Here is a 17,904-nt window from a genome sequence, read left to right on the forward strand (position 1 = left end):
GAGTACCTCGGGGGTGGGTGCGTTCCGGGGTGATGTTGCAGAGGTTTCGACGACGGTCGGCCTCGCTGGCGCGAGGACGTCCTGCTCAATCGTCGTGTGGGGTGTGGTTTTTGGTGATTGAGCCGTGGAGGAGCGTAGCGACGACGCGTGTCGAAATCTCCGCAGGCTGATGTTGGAACGTGGGCACCTCGGAGGTGGGTGCGTCCGGCGTGATGTTGCAGAGGTTTCGACGGACGGTCGGCCTCGCTGGCGCGAGGACGTCCTGCTCAACCATCGTGGGGGGTGCGAGGTCGTGCTGCTCAATCGTCGTGTGGGGTGCGAGGTTGTGCTGCGCAACCACCGCGTGGGGTGCGAGGACGTCCTGCTCAACCATCGTTTGGGGTGCGACGAGGCGTGTCGAAATCTCCGTCGGCTGATGTCAGGTGGTGGGCACCTCGGAGGTGGGTGCGTTGCGGGGTGACGTGGCTGAGGTTTCGACGGACGGTCGGCCTCGCTGGCGCGAGGACGTCCTGGTCCGTCGGATTGAGCTTGTCGAAATCAACCGTCGTGTGGGGTGCGAGGTCGTGCTGCTCAACCATCGTGTGGGGAACGTCGTGCTCAATCGTCGTGTGGGGTGTGGTTTTTGCTGATTGAGCCGTGGAGGAGCGTAGCGACGACGCGTGTCGAAATCTCCGCAGGCCGATGTCGGAACGTGGGCACCTCGGAGGTGGGTGCGTCCGGCGTGATGTTGCAGAGGTTTCGACGGACGGTCGGCCTCGCTAGCGCGAGGACGTCCTGGTCCGTCGGATTGAGCTTGTCGAAATCAACCATCGTTTGGGGTGCGAGGACGTCCTGCTCAACCATCGTGTGGGGCGCGAGGACGGCGTGCTCTGCCACCGTGAGGGGTGTGCGGTCGACCGGCTCAACCGGCGGTTGGGGCGTGGCCGCGCGGCCGGAGGTCTGTCACCACTGACCAGACGGACACTACTTGTTCTAGTTGAAATAGAACTATAGGATCTGGTTGTGCTCATCCGAATCGATCCTGCCGATCGTGCTCCGATCTTCGAACAGATTGCGGCGTCGGTCCGTCGGGCCATCGCCGCCGGAGACGTGGTGCCGGGGGAGCGGTTGCCGACGGCCCGGGATCTTGCCGCCTCGCTCGAGGTGAACGTGCACACCGTGCTGCGTGGCTATCAGATGCTGCGTGACGAGGGGCTCGTCGAACTCCGGCGTGGCCGCGGTGCGGTGGTGTCCGAATCGGCGCCCGACCGGGCGGAATGGGGTGCCGCGGTCGACGCGCTGGTCGAGGTCGCGCGGCGATTCGGCGTGAGTGCAACGGAACTGACCACCGAGATCACCAGGAGGATGTCATGACCACCCCCGCGACGGGCATGCAGAGCTCATCGGGACCGACACGGGCGCAACGTCTTCGGATGCTGCCGCTGGGGATCGTCCCACCGGTCGCGGCCGGTGTGGTGGCCGTGTCGTTGCTCAGCGCGTGGCGGCCGGACCTCCCCGATCCCATTGCCTCGCACTGGGGTTCCCACGGTGTCGACGGCACGAGCAGTATCACCGGCGCCATGGTGATGGCGATGGCCGCGGCGGTGATCGGTGCGGTGATCGGCGGGGCCACCTGCTGGTGGGGTCGCGACACGCGGATCACGCGCACCGTGGTGGCGCTGGTGAACTTCCTCGCCGTGGTCATCGCCGGGATCGCCCCGGCGGTGGCGGCGGACCAGCGCGGAGTCACCGACATCGATTCACTGTCGACACCGGTGTGGCCGATCGTGATCACCTTCGGTGTCGCAGTGCTCGTCGCGGTGGCGTCGGCGGCACTGATCCCCACATGGACGGCTGCCGCACCGGACGCCGTCGGTGTCGCACCGCTCGGTGACCTCGCCGCCGGAGAACAGTTCTTCTGGCGCCGCAACGTCTCCACGTCGCCCTGGGCCGCCGCACTCGTCGGCGTCGTCGAACTGGTCCTGCTGATCATCGCGGTGGCGATCGGGCCCTGGTGGCTGCTGGTCCCGATCGTCGTGGTGCTGTTCTCGGCCGCCGCTCTGTGGTCGGTGCGGGTCACGGTCGACCGCAGGCAGATCGAGGTCCGGGGCATCCTCGGCCGGCCACGCCGCCGGATTCCGATGGACGACGTGGTCCGGGCCGAGGTGGTGCCGGTCCGCGCACTGGCCGACTTCGGCGGCTACGGATTCCGGCTCTCGGTGCGTGGACCCCTGCGCGGGGCACAGGGTTTCGTGCTCCGCTCCGGCCCGGGACTGCTGCTCACGCGATCCGACGGTCGACGCGACGTGGTGGTGGTCGACGACGCCGACATCGCGGCCGGACTGATCAACGCGGGCATCCGGCCGGGTGCGGACGGGTGATCGGCGCCCGGCCGACCGGTGACCGGGTCAGGCCACCGGCTCCAACTCGGGTACCGGGTCGGCGGGAACCAGGGGGATGGCGACAAGCGGTGCGGCAGCACCGATCAGGAACGCGATCGGGAAGCCGGCCGCGGTGATCACCGCACCGAAGGCGGGAGTGATCGCCGCCGTCGCCAGATACTGTGCGGTGTTCTGCACCGCGAGACCCCGTCCGCTCCACCGCGGTCCGGCGTACTCGGCGATCGCGGTGAAGGCCAGCCCGTTGTCGGCGACGCTGACGATGGAGGCCACCATCATGATCGCCACCGCCGCCGGGGTGTCGAGCCAATCGGTGAGGGCCAAAGCGGCCATCGCCAGTGCCGCGACCGAGGCGATCACCCGGATCGGTCGCATCCGCGACAACCAGGCATCCGACCACCGGCCGGCGGCGATCCGGCCCAGCGCACCCACGGTCTGCGTCACGGTGACCATCAGCCCCGCCGACGCCGGCGACCAGTGCTTGGCGACGATCAGCCACGTGGGGACAAAGGTCCACAGCATCGACTGCGGGATGACGAGCAACACGCTCACCGCGTGCACACGCGCCAGGAACGAACTGCGACGGTACGGATTGGGCTGGGGCTTGCCGGCGGCGGCACCGCCCGGCCGGGCCGGGGGATCGACGATCCCGACGATGCACACCAGCAACCCGATCCCGGTCACCACCGCGGGCACGATCAATGCCGCGGCGATCCCGTGCCGTGCGGCGATCACCGGCATCGTCAACGCGCAGACCGCGATCCCCAACGGCTGGGCCATCTGCCGCACACCCATCGCGGTTCCGCGCTGTCGGGGTGGGAACCACCCGACGACGATCCGGCCACTCGCGCCGTTGGCCGCACCCGACCCGAGTCCGCCGACGAACAGGCAGACCGCCAGTACCCAGTGCGGTGCGTGTGCCCACGCGGCGGCCAGGGTCGTCAGCGCACCGACAAACGTGATGGTCAACGAGATCATCAGGATCAGCCGCTCGCCGTGACGGTCGAGCAGCACACCCCAACCCAGGATCGCCAGCATCAGTCCGACGGTCGGGATGGTCGCCAGCACCGAGGCGTCGGTGATGGACATGCCGTCGGAGTGCAGCGCCGGGATGAGATAGGCGAAGCCGCTCACCACGCAGGTCGTGGTCATGGCCGCGATCAGCGAGCACACGAGCATGACCCACCTGCGGGTGGCTCCGGCGGATTCGACGGCTTCCATGACACCTCCTGGCGATCGCGACTGTCTCACATACTGAAACAGAATGTTCACATTGTAGAACGGCGTCGCGTGGTGCGACCAATCGACGTCTCGCAGTGTGGACATCGTCGGGTGCGATAGGCTTCGACCCATGCGTCTTGGTCGAATCGCCAGTCCCGACGGTGTCGCCTTTGTCTCCCTGGAGGACTCCGAGAACGGGGTCATCGCCAAGGAGATCGCCGAACACCCCTTCGGCACACCGACCTTCACCGGTCGGTCGTGGCCGCTCGCCGATGTCCGGCTCCTCGCCCCGATCCTCGCCTCCAAGGTGATCTGCATCGGCAAGAACTACGCCGCGCACGCGGCCGAGATGGGTGGCGAGGCACCGGCAGATCCGGTGATCTTCATCAAGCCCAACACCTCGATCATCGGCCCCGAGGTGCCGATCGTGCGACCGCCGTCATCCGAGCGGGTGGACTTCGAGGGTGAGCTCGCAGTGGTGATCGGCCGCCCCTGCAAGGACATCCCGGCCGCCAAGGCCGCCGACGTCATCCTCGGCTACACCGTCGCCAACGACGTCACCGCCCGTGATCAGCAGGCGATCGACGTGCAGTGGACGCGCGCCAAGGGCTACGACACCTTCTGTCCGCTCGGGCCGTGGATCGAGACCGACTTCGACCCCTCGGATGTGGAACTCGTCACCGAACTCGACGGTGTCGTCAAGCAGCGCAGCCGAACCTCGTTGATGCTGCACGACATCGGCGAGATCGTGGAGTGGATCTCCCGCGTGATGACCCTGCTCCCCGGTGACGTGATCCTCACCGGTACCCCGGAGGGGATCGGGCCGATGGTTGCCGGACAACGGGTTTCGGTCACCGTCTCCGGGTTGGGCACGCTCACCAACCCGGTGGTGGACAAGCCGTGACCGCACCCGCGCCGCAGAAGGCCCGGATCAACGGGATCGACATCTCCTATGAGGTGGCCGGTTCCGGTCCGCTCGTCGTGATGGTGATGGGCACCGGCAGTCCGGGGCGGGTCTGGAAGGCCAACCAGTTCCCCGCGCTGCGCAAGGCCGGTTACCGGGTGGCGCTCTTCGACAACCGCGGGATCGCGCCGTCGTCGGAGTGTGCCGACGGATTCACCCTCGACGACATGGTCGCCGACACCGCAGGTCTGATCGAGCACCTCGGCGACGGGCCGGCGTTCGTCATCGGTACCTCGCTCGGTGCGCGCATCACCCAGGAACTCGCGCTCGCGCGTCCCGATGTGGTGCGCGGTGCAGTGATGTTGGCCACCTATGGTCGCAGCACCCCACTGCAGCAGGCGTTCTCGGCCGGGGAGCGGGCGCTCTACGACCAGAAGATCGCTCTGCCCAGCGAGTACGAGGCCGCGATCACCGCGCACATGAACCTCTCGCCGCACACGCTCGCCGACGATCGTTCCGCGCGGGACTGGCTCGACATCATCGGGTTCTCGCCGCAGACGGTGACGCCGGGTGTGCGTGCCCAGCTCGAACTGCACACCGGGGAGACCTCGCGACTCGACGCCTACCGGGCGATCACGGTGCCGTCGCTGGTCGTCGGATTCGCCGACGACCGTACGCTTCCGGTGTTCCTGGCCCGTGAGGTGGCCGACGCGATCCCGGCGGCGGAGTATGCCGAGGTCGCCCGCGCCGGACACTTCGGGTATCTGGAGCAGCCGGCCGAGGTCAACGGATTGATCATCGACTTCTGTAACCGACACCGGGACTGAGCGCTCGCCGGGTTCGATACCCTGAGGGCCATGACCAGTTCCGATGCAGTCCGTGTCCGATTCTGTCCGTCGCCGACCGGGACCCCGCACGTCGGCATGGTGCGAACGGCGTTGTTCAACTTCGCGCAGGCGCGCCATGACAAGGGCACCTTCGTCTTTCGGATCGAGGACACCGACGCCGCCCGCGACAGCCAGGAGTCGTACGACGCGATCCTCGAATCGCTGCGCTGGCTGGGTCTGGACTGGGACGAGGGCCCCGAGGTCGGCGGACCCTACGGGCCGTACCGGCAGTCCGAGCGGCGTGACATCCATCTCGACGTGGTGGCCCGACTGCTCGCCGCGGGCGAGGCATATGAGGCCTTCTCCAGTCCCGAGGAGGTGGAGGCACGTCACCGTGCCGCCGGCCGCGACCCGAAGCTCGGCTACGACAACTTCGACCGCGACCTGACCGACGAGCAGCGCGAGGCCTATCGCGCCGAGGGTCGCAAACCCGTTGTGCGACTGCGGATGCCGAATCGGGATCTGTCCTGGGACGACCTGGTTCGCGGCACCACCACGATCAAGGCCGGGACCGTTCCCGACTTCGCCCTCACCCGCGCGAACGGCGACCCGCTCTACACCCTGGTCAATCCGGTCGACGACGCGATGATGAAGATCACCCACGTGCTCCGTGGTGAGGACCTGCTGTCGTCGACGCCGCGACAGATCGCGCTGTACGAGGCGCTCATGCGTATCGGTGTGGCCGAGGCCGTCCCGGAGTTCGGTCATCTGCCGTTCGTGATGGGCGAGGGCAACAAGAAGCTCTCCAAGCGTGACCCGCAGTCCAACCTGCTGCACCACCGCGACCGCGGCTTCCTTCCCGAGGGGCTGCTCAACTACCTGGCGCTGCTCGGCTGGGGCTACTCGGGCGACTCCGACGTGTTCACCCTCGAGCAGATGATCGAGGCGTTCGACGTCCATCAGGTCAACTCCAACCCGGCGCGCTTCGACCAGAAGAAGGCCGACGCGATCAATGCCGAGCACATCCGGATGCTCGATCTCGGCGACTTCGCCGGCCGGCTGAAGGCATACCTGATCGGGCACGGGCACCTCGCGGAGCCGGTCGACGACGCGAGCTTCACCGCGATCGCCGAGCTCGTCCAGACGCGTATCCAGGTGCTCGGTGAGGCCTGGGCGCTGATGTCGTTCCTCTACGTCTCCGACGCCGACTTCACGATCGACGAGAAGTCCGCCTCGAAGAACCTCGGTGCCGACGCGGTGCCGGTGCTCGACGCCGCCATCGCCGCTGTGGACGCCCTCGAGGCCTGGGACACCACCGCGCTGCACGATGCGCTCAACGGGGCCCTGGTGGACGATCTGGGCCTCAAACCGCGCAAGGCCTTCGGTCCAGTGCGTGTCGCGGTGACCGGTTCGCAGGTGAGCCCGCCGTTGTTCGAGTCGATGGAGCTGCTCGGCCGGGAGAAGTCGCTGGCCCGCCTGCGTTCAGGCCGGGATTTGGCTGCAAAATAGCCTCTCACCAGGCGATTTGTAGTTTAGGGGTAGGTCTCTGCTAATCTTTCGGAGGTCCTTTTCCGAAGGGAAAAAGGGAAAAACCCTTGGGGTATGGTGTAATTGGCAACACAGCTGATTCTGGTTCAGCCATTCTAGGTTCGAGTCCTGGTACCCCAGCGAGACCACACAAGGTCCATGGCCCCGTCGTCTAGCGGCCTAGGACGCCGCCCTCTCAAGGCGGTAGCGCGGGTTCGAATCCCGTCGGGGCTACACCTGAAGGTCCCCTTCCCGGTTCACCGGGAAGGGGACCTTCGTCTTTGTCGGGGTGTGTCGAACCGGTCGGGTCCATCCATCGTGATCGTCGTCGACTCGCACGGATGGTCGATCGCGCGGGCGATGCCGGCGGCGGCCGCGCGGGCCCACCGAGCGCCGGCCAGGATGCCCGGCCGCCGAGACCTTCGTCACAGCGATCGCACATGGCCCGTCCGGTTGCACGGCATCCGCCACCCCCGCGCCCGTCCGAAGGCCGGTATCCGGATCGGTCTGCACGCCCCGAAGACGTGGGGCCGATGTGGGCACCGATCGTCACCGCCGTCATCGCGTGCCCGTCCGAAGGCCGGTATCGCGGTGGTGCCGGTCGATATGGGTGGTGACGACGGCGACGGACGGTACCGCGATCCGGGTCTAGTGGAACTCGGCGGTGGAACCGGACACCGGCATCGGGGGCAGTCCGAGCTTGCGGTGATCCCAGGAGCGGGTGCGTTCGCCGATCATCCGCACCGCCACGCGCTTGTGCATCATCTGGTCGACGAAGGGCCGTGACTCCTCGGTGTACGGACCGGTGTACCGCTCCCAGACCGAGATGCCGATCTGCAGACACGAATCGGGGTCGTCGAGGATCTCCGCGGTGCCCTCGATGGCGACGCCGCGCAAGGTGTCGTAGGTGTCGCCGTCCTCGATCAGTACCGAACACCGGCCATTGCGGCGCAGATTCACCGCCTTCTGGGACTTGGCCTTGGTCTCGAACCAGATCTCACCGTCGATCACGCCGTACCACATGGCCACCAGATGGATCGCGCCGTCGGGGCCGGTGGTGGCCAGGGTCGCGGTGCGGCTACGGGCGATGAACTCGGCGATCTCGTTGTCGGACATGGTGATCTGTCCGCGCTGATTGACTCCCATGTGACGACGCTAACGCAAAGCCCCTGATGCGACCAGGTATTCGTGCACGCGCAGCCGGCCGGTGACGGTTGTCTGGTGCAACCGCCGCGACCGGCCCGGCCCGGTCAGCCCGGCGTACCCGGCTGCAGGCGCTTCTGGATGGCCTCGGCGGCGGCGAGCAGATCGGCGGCCCAGCGGGCGCCGGGGCGCCGGCCCATCCGGTCGATCGGCCCCGACACCGAGATCGCAGCCACCACATCGCCACCGGCGTCCCGTACCGGAGCCGAGACACTTGCCACACCCGCGGCCCGTTCGCCGGCGCTCTGAGCCCAACCGCGGCGCCGGATCTCGTGCAGGGCACGGTCACTGAAGACGCTGTCGGTGACCAGGGCCCGCAGGATCGACGGCTCGGCCCATGCGGCGAGCACCTTGGCCGCCGACCCGGCCGTCATCGGGAAGCGGGTGCCCACCGGGACGGTGTCGCGCAGCCCCGTCGGCGGCTCCATCGCCGCGATACACACTCGCTCGGAGCCCTCGCGCCGGTACACCTGCACCGATTCGCCGGTGATCTCCCGGAGTCGGGGCAGCACCATCAAAGCCGCCTCGCGGACGGGATCGTGTGCCGATGAGGCGAGTTCGCCGAGTGCGGGGCCCGGGTACCAGCGTCCGGCGGCGTTGCGGGCCAGTAGGCGGTGCGTCTCGAGCCCGACGGCCAGACGATGTGCGGTGGCGCGTGGCAGGCCGGTTCGCTCGCACAACTCGGTGAGGTTGCACGGGGCGTCGGCGATCGCTCGCAGAACGGTCATCGATTTGTCGAGAACACCGATTCCGCTCGCGGGTGCCGTTGCGCTATCCTTTCCCATAGGGCGATACTAACCGTCCAGATAGTGAGATGCACATATCGGCGCGGATTCAGCCCGGAACCGCCGGCGCCGGTATGTGACGCCAAACAGTGTGTACCGAGACAGTTTGCGAGTGCAGCCATGACGAACAGCCCCACCAAGCCACGGACCCTGGCCGAGAAGGTCTGGGACGACCACGTGGTCGTGAGCGGTAGTGCCAACGGTGGTCAGGACCCCGACCTGATCTACATCGATCTCCACCTGGTGCACGAGGTGACCAGCCCCCAGGCCTTCGAGGGCCTGCGTCTCGCCGGACGCCCCGTGCGCCGTCCCGATCTCACGATCGCGACCGAGGACCACAACGTCCCGACCCTCAACATCAACGAGGCGATCGCCGATCCGGTCTCGCGGACCCAGGTCGAGACCCTGCGCCACAACTGCGCGGAGTTCGGCATCCGCCTGCACCCGATGGGCGACGCCGAGCAGGGCATCGTGCACGTGGTGGGGCCGCAGCTGGGACTGACCCAGCCCGGCATGACCGTCGTCTGTGGTGACAGCCACACGTCGACGCACGGCGCATTCGGTGCGCTCGCAATGGGAATCGGAACCTCCGAGGTGGAGCACGTGCTCGCCACCCAGACCCTGTCGCTGCGTCCCTTCCGGACCATGGCGATCACCGTCGACGGCGAACTGCCCGCCGGGGTGACGAGCAAGGACCTGATCCTGGCCGTGATCGCCAAGATCGGCACCGGCGGCGGCCAGGGCTATGTGCTGGAGTACCGCGGCCCGGCCATCGAGAAGCTGTCGATGGAAGCGCGGATGACCATCTGCAACATGTCGATCGAGGCCGGCGCCCGTGCCGGGATGATCGCGCCGGACCAGGTGACCTACGACTTCCTGAAGGGCCGCCCGCAGGCTCCGCAGGGCGCGGATTGGGATGCCGCGGTGGCCTACTGGGATTCGCTGCGCACCGACCCCGACGCCGAGTTCGACGCCGAGGTGCACATCGACGCCGCGTCGCTGTCGCCGTTCGTGACCTGGGGCACCAATCCCGGTCAGGGCGCGCCCCTCTCGGCGGTCGTACCCGATCCGGCCGACTTCGGCGACGAGAACGCCTCGAGCGCCGCCGCCAAGGCCCTGCAGTACATGGACCTCACACCCGGCACCCCGCTGCGTGACATCACCGTGGACACCGTCTTCGTCGGATCGTGCACCAACGGCCGGATCGAGGATCTGCGTGCGGTGGCCGAGATCCTCAAGGACCGCACCGTTGCCGAGGGCGTACGCATGCTGGTGGTGCCCGGGTCGATGCGCGTGCGCGCACAGGCCGAGGACGAGGGGCTGGGCGAGATCTTCACCGCGGCAGGTGCCGAGTGGCGTCAGGCCGGCTGCTCGATGTGCCTGGGCATGAACCCCGATCAGCTAGCGCCGGGGGAGCGTTGCGCGTCGACCTCCAACCGAAACTTCGAGGGTCGGCAGGGCAAGGGCGGCCGGACCCACCTGGTGTCGCCCGCCGTGGCCGCGGCCACCGCGGTCCGCGGCACGCTGTCGTCGCCGGCGGATCTGTAGATCGGCGGGGTCGTCGGCCGTTAGGTATGCGAACGGCTCGCCGGCCCGGATCACCACCGCCATCAGTCTTTTCATCTCGTAAGGATCACAACGATGCAACCGTTCATCACCCACACCGGGATCGGCGTCCCGCTGCGCCGGAGCAACGTCGACACCGACCAGATCATCCCCGCGGTCTACCTGAAGCGCGTCACCCGAACCGGATTCGAGGACGGGCTGTTCGCCGGATGGCGTACCGACCCCGACTTCATCCTCAACGTCGAGCCCTGGAGCCGCGGCTCGGTGCTCGTCGCCGGACCCGACTTCGGGACCGGGTCTTCCCGTGAGCACGCGGTGTGGGCCCTGTCGGACTTCGGTTTTCGGGTCGTCATCTCGTCCCGCTTCGCCGACATCTTCCGCGGCAACGCCGGAAAGGCCGGACTCGTGGCCGCCCAGGTCGAGCAGCCCGACGTCGAACTGCTGTGGAAGCGGCTCGAGGAGCAGCCGGGTCTGGAACTGACTGTGAGCCTTCCCGACCGGACCGTGACCGCGGGAGACCTCGTGGTCCCGTTGACAATTGACGACTACACCCGGTGGCGTCTGATGGAGGGTCTGGACGACATCGGACTGACATTGCGCCAGGTAGAGGCCATTTCCGAGTACGAGGGCCACCGTCCGTCGTTCAAGCCGGTGACCCTTCCGGGCTGATCTCTCCCGCCCCTCTGCCGGGCCCGCCCGCATCGACGGGAACGTGATTGCGGCCTCATGTTTTTCGCAACACGTCCCGTCGATTGGCGTGGAAGATGGACGTTTTCGTCTTCGACGTTTACCGTGTGGGGATAGCTGGCCATGTCAAGATGCAGCCAGAACAGCTTGCGGAGGTAACCCCATGAACAAGGCAGAGCTCATCGATGAGCTGACCAAGAAGCTCGACGCAGATCGCAAGACCGCCACAGCCGCGGTCGAGCTGGTCGTCGACACCATCGTCCGCGCGGTCAACCGCGGGGAGAGCGTGACCATCACCGGCTTCGGTGTCTTCGAGAAGCGTCGTCGCGCACCGCGCGTCGCGCGCAACCCGCGTACCGGCGAGACCGTGAAGGTCAAGGCCACCTCGGTGCCGGCCTTCCGTCCAGGCGCCCAGTTCAAGGCAGTCGTCGCGGGCAAGCAGAAGCTGACCGCCGCCGGCCCGGCCGTCAAGCGCGGCAGCGGCACCACCACCACGGCGGCCAAGAAGACCACCGCGGCAAAGAAGACCGCCGCCAAGAAGACCACCGCCGCAGCCAAGAAGGCCCCGGCCAAGACCACTGCGGCGGCCAAGAAGACCACCGCGGCAAAGAAGACCGCCGCCAAGAAGACCACCGCCGCAGCCAAGAAGGCCCCGGCCAAGACCACTGCGGCCAAGCGGACCACCACGGCGGCCAAGAAGGCTCCGGCCAAGAAGACCACCACGGCGGCCAAGAAGACCACCGCGGCAAAGAAGACCGCTGCCAAGAAGGCTCCGGCCAAGCGCACGCGTCGCTGATCTCTCGACGGTACGCCCGTCGGCCAGCTCGACCCACCCCTGACGAACTTCCCTCGTCAGGGGTGAGTTGCGTTGTGGGCACGGATCTGTGACGGGACCGCGATGAACCGGACGCCCGGACCTACCGGGACCATCTGTGCGGCGGGCGAGGGCGCTGCAACGCCGCGAGGTGGCCCCGCCGGGCGAGGCCACCTCGGGATCAGTCCGCCTCGTGCGGCAGCGGGCTCTCGATGTGGTCGGCGGCCTGCAGGCGCCCACCGCTGGTGAACAGCACCCAGATGCTTCCCTTGCGATTGCGTGCGGCGGGAACGGTGACGCCGTCGCGCTCGGACCACCAGTCGAGCAGCGGCGGGATCACCTTGCCCTGACTGCACACCGCGCGCACCACACCGTCATCGGTGCCGGCGAGCTCGACGATGCGGTCGCGGCCGGGCCCGGGCTCGTCCCGATAGGCCTCCTCCGACAGCGTCGGTTCGGAGCCGATCCCCACTCCCAGTGCGGCGGCAGCCGGTTCGAGGGTCTGTACGCAGCGCACCCGGTCGGCAGCGCTCAGCGCGCTCACCCCGAACGCCGACAGGATCGGCACCAGCGCCTGTGCCTGACGGCGGCCGGTCTTGTCGAGCGGGCGGGTCCGGTCGTCGCCCTTGTACCGGGAACGGCGGCCCGCCATCGCATGCCGGACCAGCAGCAGCGGGGTGAGGTCGAGCGGCAACCGGGTGAACTCGTGCAGGACCTTGCGATCGAGCCGATAGCTCAGCCGTGCCTGCGCGCTCTCGATGTCGAACCACTCGAGCACGTCCACCTCGTGATTGGGCTCGAACTCGCCACCCACCGCCTCGGCCGACCAGTACCGGACATGCTTGCGGCCGTTGGCGAGGTCATAGCTCACCTTGGTCAGGTGCCGGCCCAGCCGTACCGCGTGACCGGTCTCCTCGGCGAGCTCGCGTACCGCCGTGGCGATCAGGGTCTCGCCCGGATCCTGCTTGCCCTTCGGCAGCGTCCAGTCGTCGTAGCGCGGGCGGTGCACCAATCCGATCCGCACCGCTTCGCCGTCCCGACGCCAGAGCACACCGCCGGCCGCCCAGATCGTCCTGCCGTTGTTCTTCGGAGAATCCGTGTGTGTCTTGGACATCGGCGGCAACCCTATGCGGCCCGGGTTACCGGTCGGTGACCGGGACGCGACCGGTTCATTTGCCGGAGTTGCGGCGACGGTTGCGGCGCATCATCTCCCGCTGGTGATCACGCACCTCCTCGCCCGCGGCGGGGGAGGCCAGCCAGCTGCCGTCGGACTGCAGGATCCAGCACCGGGTCCGGGGGTCGAGCGCGGAGGCGAAGATGTCCTCGAGTTCACCGGTGAGCCGCTCGTCGCGCACCTGCACCATCACCTCGATACGGCGATCGAGGTTGCGGTGCATCATGTCTGCCGAGCCGATCCAGTACTCGTCCTGGGCGCCGAAGTACAGCACCCGTGAATGCTCCAGGAACTGACCGAGAATCGACCGGACGACGATGCTGTCACTGATCCCGGGCATCCCCGGCCGCAACGCGCAGATGCCGCGGACGACGATCTCCACCGGCACCCCGCTCTGCGAGGCGCGGTAGAGCGCGTCGATCACCTGCTCGTCGACCAGGGCGTTGGCCTTCAGCCGGATCCGTGCTCGCTCGTCGCCGGCATTGTGGGCGGCGATCTCCCGGTTGATCCGCTCGATGATCCCCGACCGGATCCCGTGCGGCGCCACCAGGATGTTGCGGTACTCCTTCTTTCGGGAGTAGCCGGTGAGGGTGTTGAACAGGTCGGTGAGATCGGCGCCGATGTCGGGGGCGGCGGTGAGCAAGCCCACATCCTCGTAGGCGCGTGCGGTCTTGGGGTTGTAGTTGCCGGTACCGATATGGCAGTAGCGGCGGATGGTCGACCCCTCGCGCCGCACGACCAGACACGTCTTGCAGTGTGTCTTCAATCCGACCAGGCCGTAGACGACGTGGACGCCGGCCTGCTCGAGTTGCCGTGCCCACTTGATGTTGGCCTGCTCGTCGAAGCGGGCCTTGATCTCCACAAGTGCCACAACCTGTTTGCCGGCTTCTGCGGCGTCGATCAGGGCGTTGACGATGGGGGAGTCGCCGGAGGTGCGGTAGAGCGTCTGCTTGATCGCGAGCACCTGGGGGTCGGCGGCCGCCTGCTCGATGAACCGCTGCACACTCGTCGAGAACGAGTCGTACGGGTGGTGCACCAGCACGTCGCCCTCACGCAGCGTGGAGAACACGCTCTTGGGTGTCTCGCGCTCCCCGAACGCCGGATGCGTCGACGGGACGAACGGGCGGTCCTTGAGCGTCGGCCGGTCGAGACCGTAGATCTCGAACAGCGACGACAGGTCGAGCAGTCCCGGTACCTGGATCACGTCGGCCGGGTTCACGTCGAGCTCGCGCAGCAACAGCTCGAGCATGTGCTCACTCATGTCGTCGGCCACCTCGAGGCGGACCGGCGAACCGAAACGGCGGCGGGCGAGTTCGCGCTCGAGGGCCTGCAGCAGATCCTCGTCGCGGTCTTCCTCCACCTCGAAATCCGCATTTCGGGTGATCCGGAAGACGTGGTGCTCAACGATTTCCATCTCGGGGAAGAGATGCTGGAGGTTGGCCGCGATCAGGTTCTCCATCGGCAGCAAGACCGCCGGATGATGGCCGCGTGAGTCGGCGGGCGTCGACCCCGGGGTCAGCTGGTCGACCCGGACGAAGCGATTCACGTTGTCCGGGACCTTGACTCGGGCGAAGTGCTCGCCGCCCTCGTTGGCGTCCTTGACCGTGACCGCCAGGTTCAGCGACAGGCCACTGATATAGGGGAACGGGTGGGCCGGGTCGACGGCGAGGGGCGTGAGCACCGGGAAGACCTGCTCGTGGAAGTACTCCACCATCCGACGCTGCTGATCGGCGTCGAGCTCCGACCACGACACCACGTGGATGGCGTTGGCGGCCAGAGACGGACGCACCGAGTCGAGGAACACCCGGGCATGACGGTCGGCGAGCGTCTGGGTGCGGCCGGCGATCCGCAACAACTGCTCGCGCGGGGAGAGACCGTCGGCCGAGCGCACCGACAGCCCGGTCTCGTCGCGGCGCTTGAGGCCGGCCACGCGGACCATGAAGAACTCGTCGAGGTTCGAGGCGAAGATCGCGAGGAACTTCGCACGCTCGAGCAACGGCAGCGAGGCGTCCTCGGCGAGGGCCAGGACACGTGAATTGAAGTCGAGCCAGCTGAGTTCGCGGTTGAGGTACCGGTCCTCGGGCAGATCGGCGGACTCGTCGGGCGTCAGGGTGGCGGCCGGCGGTGCGCCCGGGATCGGGGTGGTGGCGGCCAGGGAGGCGAGTTCGTCAGGGCTCACCATTCAATGATGGACCATCCGGTCGTCACCGGGCCGGGCGACCGGTGAAACTCGTGGCGAGGACCTCACGGGTGTGTGTGCCGACGCCGAGTGCGACCGCGGCATCGAGGTCGGCGGCGGTGTCGACGTCGGTGCGCAGTTCGGTCCAGCGTCGTCGTGCCGGGTCGAGTTCAACCGCACCGGAGCGTCGGTGTGCCGCTGCCGAATCCACGCCGAACGCCGGGGCGTCGGCCGCGAAGATCGGCCGGATCAGCAGTGCGGTCCCGTCGCCGTCGGCGTCGGCGAGCAGCGCGGCCCGGTGTGCACTCGCGGCGCCGAGCACCTCGGCGAGGGCGGTGCCGGTGGCGGCGGGCAGATCGGCCTGCACCATCATCGCCATGCGCAGCCGGGGGTGTCGGGCCCGCAGCCATGCCGCACCCTGCAGGTAGGCCAGGTTCAGCGAGGGCCGCGGATGCTGCTGTTCACGCAGCCCGGCGGCCCCGGTGCGGGCCACGGTCCGCAGCACGTCGTCGTCGGGGGTCACCACCACGATCGGACCGACGCCCGCGGCGGACACCGCGGCCACCGTGTCGAGCAGCATCGCGAGCACCAGGTCCCGGTGCGCCGGAGTGGTATCCGGGTCCTCCGGTGGCCGGCTGGCCGCCAGCCGGGTCTTCGCGCCGTCGAGGTGTTTGACCGCCAGCACCGCCCCGACGTCGTCGATCCCCCAACCGGTGGCGGAGTGCCCGGTCGACGACGGTGCCCTCGCACCGGCGGGGACACCGACGTGTCCGTCGTTCGACCTCATGCGTCCATGATGCCCACCCACCGCCGGACGCACGGCGCGGCCCCTGGCGTGCGGGTCGCCGGCAGCGCGAGCGGCATCCGACGATGCGGTCTGGGCACCTGCCGATCCACCGCACCTGGGCAATCCCGGTCGATGGGTGGCGACGGCGGACTAGGGTGTGACTCACTGTCGTTTCGTGACTGTCGATGCGTGGAGGGTGCGGACGTGCGTGCTGTGGTGATGGGGGCCGGGTCGTGGGGGACGGCGGTCGCGAAGATCTTGGTGGACGCGGGGACCCCGACGACGATCTGGGCGCGGCGTCCGGAACTGGCGGCGCAGATCGACGCCGAACACACCAACACCGACTATCTGTCCGGGATCACGCTGCCCGCCGGGCTGCATGCGGCCAGCGATGTCGCGGAGGTCCTGCCCGACGCCGACATCGTCGTGTGCGCGGTGCCGTCCCAGTCGTTGCGTGCCAATCTGACCGACTGGACGCCGTATCTGCGCCCGGATGCGACGTTGGTGTCGCTGGCAAAGGGTATCGAGACCAGCTCCCTGATGCGGATGAGTGAGGTCATCGCCGAGGTGACCGGCGTCGGATCGGAGCGGATCGCGGTGCTCTCGGGACCCAACCTGGCCCGCGAGATCGCCGAGGAGCAGCCGGCGGCGACGGTGATCGCCTGTCCCGACGACGCCCGCGCGCGGGCGCTGCAGGATGCGTTCAAGAACGCCTACTTCCGTCCGTACACCAACACCGACGTCGTGGGATGTGAGATCGGCGGGGCGGTGAAGAACGTGATCGCCCTGGCGTGCGGGATGGCCGGCGGCGTCGGGTTCGGTCAGAACACCCTCGCCACGATCATCACCCGCGGGCTCGCCGAGACCATCCGCCTGGGCATCACCCTGGGCGCCGACATGCAGACCCTCGCCGGGCTGGCCGGGATCGGCGATCTGGTGGCCACCTGCTCGTCGCCGCTGTCGCGCAACCGGACCTTCGGTGCCCGGCTCGGGGAGGGCGCCACCATGCAGGAGGCGCAGGCGGCCACGAACGGTCAGGTCGCCGAGGGCGTCAAGTCGTGCACCTCGGTTCGTGCGCTGGCCGAGAAGCACGGGGTGTCCATGCCCCTCACCGACGCCGTCCACGGGGTGTGCCACAACGGGATGTCGGTGACCGACGCGGTGAGCTCGCTGCTCGGCCGCTCCACGAAACCCGAGGTCTACCACGACTGAGCCGCGAGACACCTTGGGTGAGGGCGCAATTGCCTCTCCCCGGGGTGGCGGCTAGCCGAAGTCGAGGGGGCCGGGGGACAGCGTGCTGCCGATCGCGGTGGACACCGCGGTGATCGAGGCGTTGCCGGCCGAGACCGGAACCCACAGCGCCACATACGGACGGTGATCGACGCAGACATAGGCCTGCCCGCGTCCCTCCTCGGTGTCGGTGATGAACCACTGCACGTTGTTCACCGCCTGCAGGCGACTGTCGGGGGCCAGGCCGCTCGGGCGGTCCACCCCGCAGCGCACGACGATCGGGTCACCCTCGTCGGCCGACCAGATCGCGCGGTCGCCGTCGACACTCTTGGAACCGAAGCCCTCGAACGAACCGGGCAGGCCGGCGAGGAACTGTGCGCACCGGTCGTCCACCGTCGACGCCGCCGCATATCCGTCGACCGGCGTCGACTCGTCCTGATCGGCCTTCAGCGCCGCGAACGTGATGAATCCGACGATGACCATCACCGGGATGGTGATCAGGGTGGCGATCAGTGCCGGGCTCAGCCGCGGACCCGACGGGGAATCGGGGGACGGGGTCTGGTCCGTGTCGTCGGGTGTGTCATCAGCAGAACTCACGGCTTCACCCTAGGGCAGTGCGCGG

At 68.2% G+C, this 17,904-nt stretch carries 16 protein-coding genes and 2 tRNA genes; 11 read left to right on the forward strand and 7 right to left on the reverse strand.

The genetic code is table 11. From position 1 onward, the window contains the following. Positions 1-1,002: 1,002 nt before the first annotated feature. Positions 1,003-1,353 (forward strand): GntR family transcriptional regulator, encoded by a 351-nt coding sequence (locus Q9K23_RS21885; RefSeq protein ID WP_020794201.1) that lies wholly within the window; start codon positions 1,003-1,005, stop codon positions 1,351-1,353. Further along, on the forward strand, positions 1,350-2,360 hold the full coding sequence (locus Q9K23_RS21890; RefSeq protein ID WP_261978067.1) for a hypothetical protein: 1,011 nt from the start codon (positions 1,350-1,352) through the stop codon (positions 2,358-2,360). The genes Q9K23_RS21885 and Q9K23_RS21890 overlap by 4 nt, the downstream gene beginning before the upstream one ends. Positions 2,361-2,387: 27 nt before the next feature. Here the strand turns inward: Q9K23_RS21890 and Q9K23_RS21895 are convergent, their stop codons facing one another. Further along, positions 2,388-3,599, reverse strand: coding sequence for an MFS transporter (locus Q9K23_RS21895; RefSeq protein WP_305950278.1), 1,212 nt, complete (start codon positions 3,597-3,599; stop codon positions 2,388-2,390). 130 nt (positions 3,600-3,729) lie between these two features. On the opposite strand from Q9K23_RS21895, the gene Q9K23_RS21900 reads away from it, so the two are divergent. The 5 genes from Q9K23_RS21900 to Q9K23_RS21920 all read left to right on the forward strand — a co-directional run bounded on the left by Q9K23_RS21900 (position 3,730) and on the right by Q9K23_RS21920 (position 7,091). Next, complete coding sequence (locus Q9K23_RS21900; protein ID WP_053778330.1) at positions 3,730-4,503, forward strand: fumarylacetoacetate hydrolase family protein; 774 nt, start codon at positions 3,730-3,732, stop codon at positions 4,501-4,503. Further along, complete coding sequence (locus tag Q9K23_RS21905; RefSeq protein ID WP_020791044.1) at positions 4,500-5,330, forward strand: alpha/beta hydrolase; 831 nt, start codon at positions 4,500-4,502, stop codon at positions 5,328-5,330. Before Q9K23_RS21900 ends, Q9K23_RS21905 begins: the two co-directional genes overlap by 4 nt. Positions 5,331-5,360: 30 nt before the next feature. Continuing rightward, complete coding sequence (gene gltX, locus Q9K23_RS21910; RefSeq protein ID WP_020791045.1) at positions 5,361-6,839, forward strand: glutamate--tRNA ligase; 1,479 nt, start codon at positions 5,361-5,363, stop codon at positions 6,837-6,839. Positions 6,840-6,926: 87 nt separating this feature from the next. Then, positions 6,927-6,998, forward strand: a tRNA-Gln gene (locus Q9K23_RS21915). A gap of 20 nt (positions 6,999-7,018) precedes the next feature. Then, positions 7,019-7,091 (forward strand) — tRNA-Glu (locus Q9K23_RS21920). 414 nt (positions 7,092-7,505) lie between these two features. On the opposite strand, the gene Q9K23_RS21925 is transcribed toward Q9K23_RS21920, so the two are convergent. Beyond that, positions 7,506-8,003: a PPOX class F420-dependent oxidoreductase gene (locus Q9K23_RS21925; RefSeq protein ID WP_020792651.1), complete on the reverse strand. Its 498-nt coding sequence runs from the start codon at positions 8,001-8,003 to the stop codon at positions 7,506-7,508. 104 nt (positions 8,004-8,107) lie between these two features. Next, positions 8,108-8,845 carry an IclR family transcriptional regulator gene (locus tag Q9K23_RS21930; protein ID WP_053778329.1) on the reverse strand — a complete coding sequence of 246 codons (738 nt, stop codon included), beginning with the start codon at positions 8,843-8,845 and terminating at the stop codon, positions 8,108-8,110. Positions 8,846-8,965: 120 nt separating this feature from the next. Here Q9K23_RS21930 and leuC point away from each other — a divergent pair, with 120 nt between their 5' ends. The 3 genes from leuC (at position 8,966) to Q9K23_RS21945 (ending at position 11,894) form a co-directional block, all read left to right on the forward strand. Next, the gene (leuC, locus tag Q9K23_RS21935; protein ID WP_053778328.1) at positions 8,966-10,393 is read left to right on the forward strand and encodes a 3-isopropylmalate dehydratase large subunit; all 1,428 of its coding nucleotides are present in this window, start codon (positions 8,966-8,968) and stop codon (positions 10,391-10,393) included. A gap of 93 nt (positions 10,394-10,486) precedes the next feature. Further along, complete coding sequence (gene leuD, locus Q9K23_RS21940) at positions 10,487-11,080, forward strand: 3-isopropylmalate dehydratase small subunit (RefSeq protein ID WP_020790821.1); 594 nt, start codon at positions 10,487-10,489, stop codon at positions 11,078-11,080. A gap of 181 nt (positions 11,081-11,261) precedes the next feature. Next, positions 11,262-11,894, forward strand: a complete 633-nt coding sequence (locus Q9K23_RS21945) for an HU family DNA-binding protein (protein ID WP_305950279.1) — start codon at positions 11,262-11,264, stop codon at positions 11,892-11,894. A gap of 199 nt (positions 11,895-12,093) precedes the next feature. On the opposite strand, the gene Q9K23_RS21950 is transcribed toward Q9K23_RS21945, so the two are convergent. The 3 genes from Q9K23_RS21950 to cofC are packed head-to-tail and all read right to left on the reverse strand — an operon-like array spanning position 12,094 to position 16,052. Then, positions 12,094-13,026 carry an NUDIX hydrolase gene (locus Q9K23_RS21950; protein WP_053776624.1) on the reverse strand — a complete coding sequence of 311 codons (933 nt, stop codon included), beginning with the start codon at positions 13,024-13,026 and terminating at the stop codon, positions 12,094-12,096. A 55-nt stretch (positions 13,027-13,081) separates the two neighbouring features. After that, positions 13,082-15,268, reverse strand: a complete 2,187-nt coding sequence (locus tag Q9K23_RS21955) for an RNA degradosome polyphosphate kinase (RefSeq protein ID WP_020790822.1) — start codon at positions 15,266-15,268, stop codon at positions 13,082-13,084. Between the two features lie 22 nt (positions 15,269-15,290). After that, positions 15,291-16,052 carry a 2-phospho-L-lactate guanylyltransferase gene (cofC, locus tag Q9K23_RS21960; RefSeq protein ID WP_305950280.1) on the reverse strand — a complete coding sequence of 254 codons (762 nt, stop codon included), beginning with the start codon at positions 16,050-16,052 and terminating at the stop codon, positions 15,291-15,293. 204 nt (positions 16,053-16,256) lie between these two features. Between cofC and Q9K23_RS21965 the strand changes: the two genes are divergently transcribed. Then, positions 16,257-17,264, forward strand: coding sequence for an NAD(P)H-dependent glycerol-3-phosphate dehydrogenase (locus Q9K23_RS21965; protein ID WP_059035038.1), 1,008 nt, complete (start codon positions 16,257-16,259; stop codon positions 17,262-17,264). Positions 17,265-17,315: 51 nt separating this feature from the next. Here the strand turns inward: Q9K23_RS21965 and Q9K23_RS21970 are convergent, their stop codons facing one another. Continuing rightward, positions 17,316-17,879 (reverse strand): DUF3515 domain-containing protein, encoded by a 564-nt coding sequence (locus Q9K23_RS21970; protein WP_020790856.1) that lies wholly within the window; start codon positions 17,877-17,879, stop codon positions 17,316-17,318. Positions 17,880-17,904: the final 25 nt, after the last annotated feature.

Source organism: Gordonia sp. NB41Y (genome assembly GCF_030718915.1).
Classification (GTDB): domain Bacteria; phylum Actinomycetota; class Actinomycetes; order Mycobacteriales; family Mycobacteriaceae; genus Gordonia; species Gordonia desulfuricans.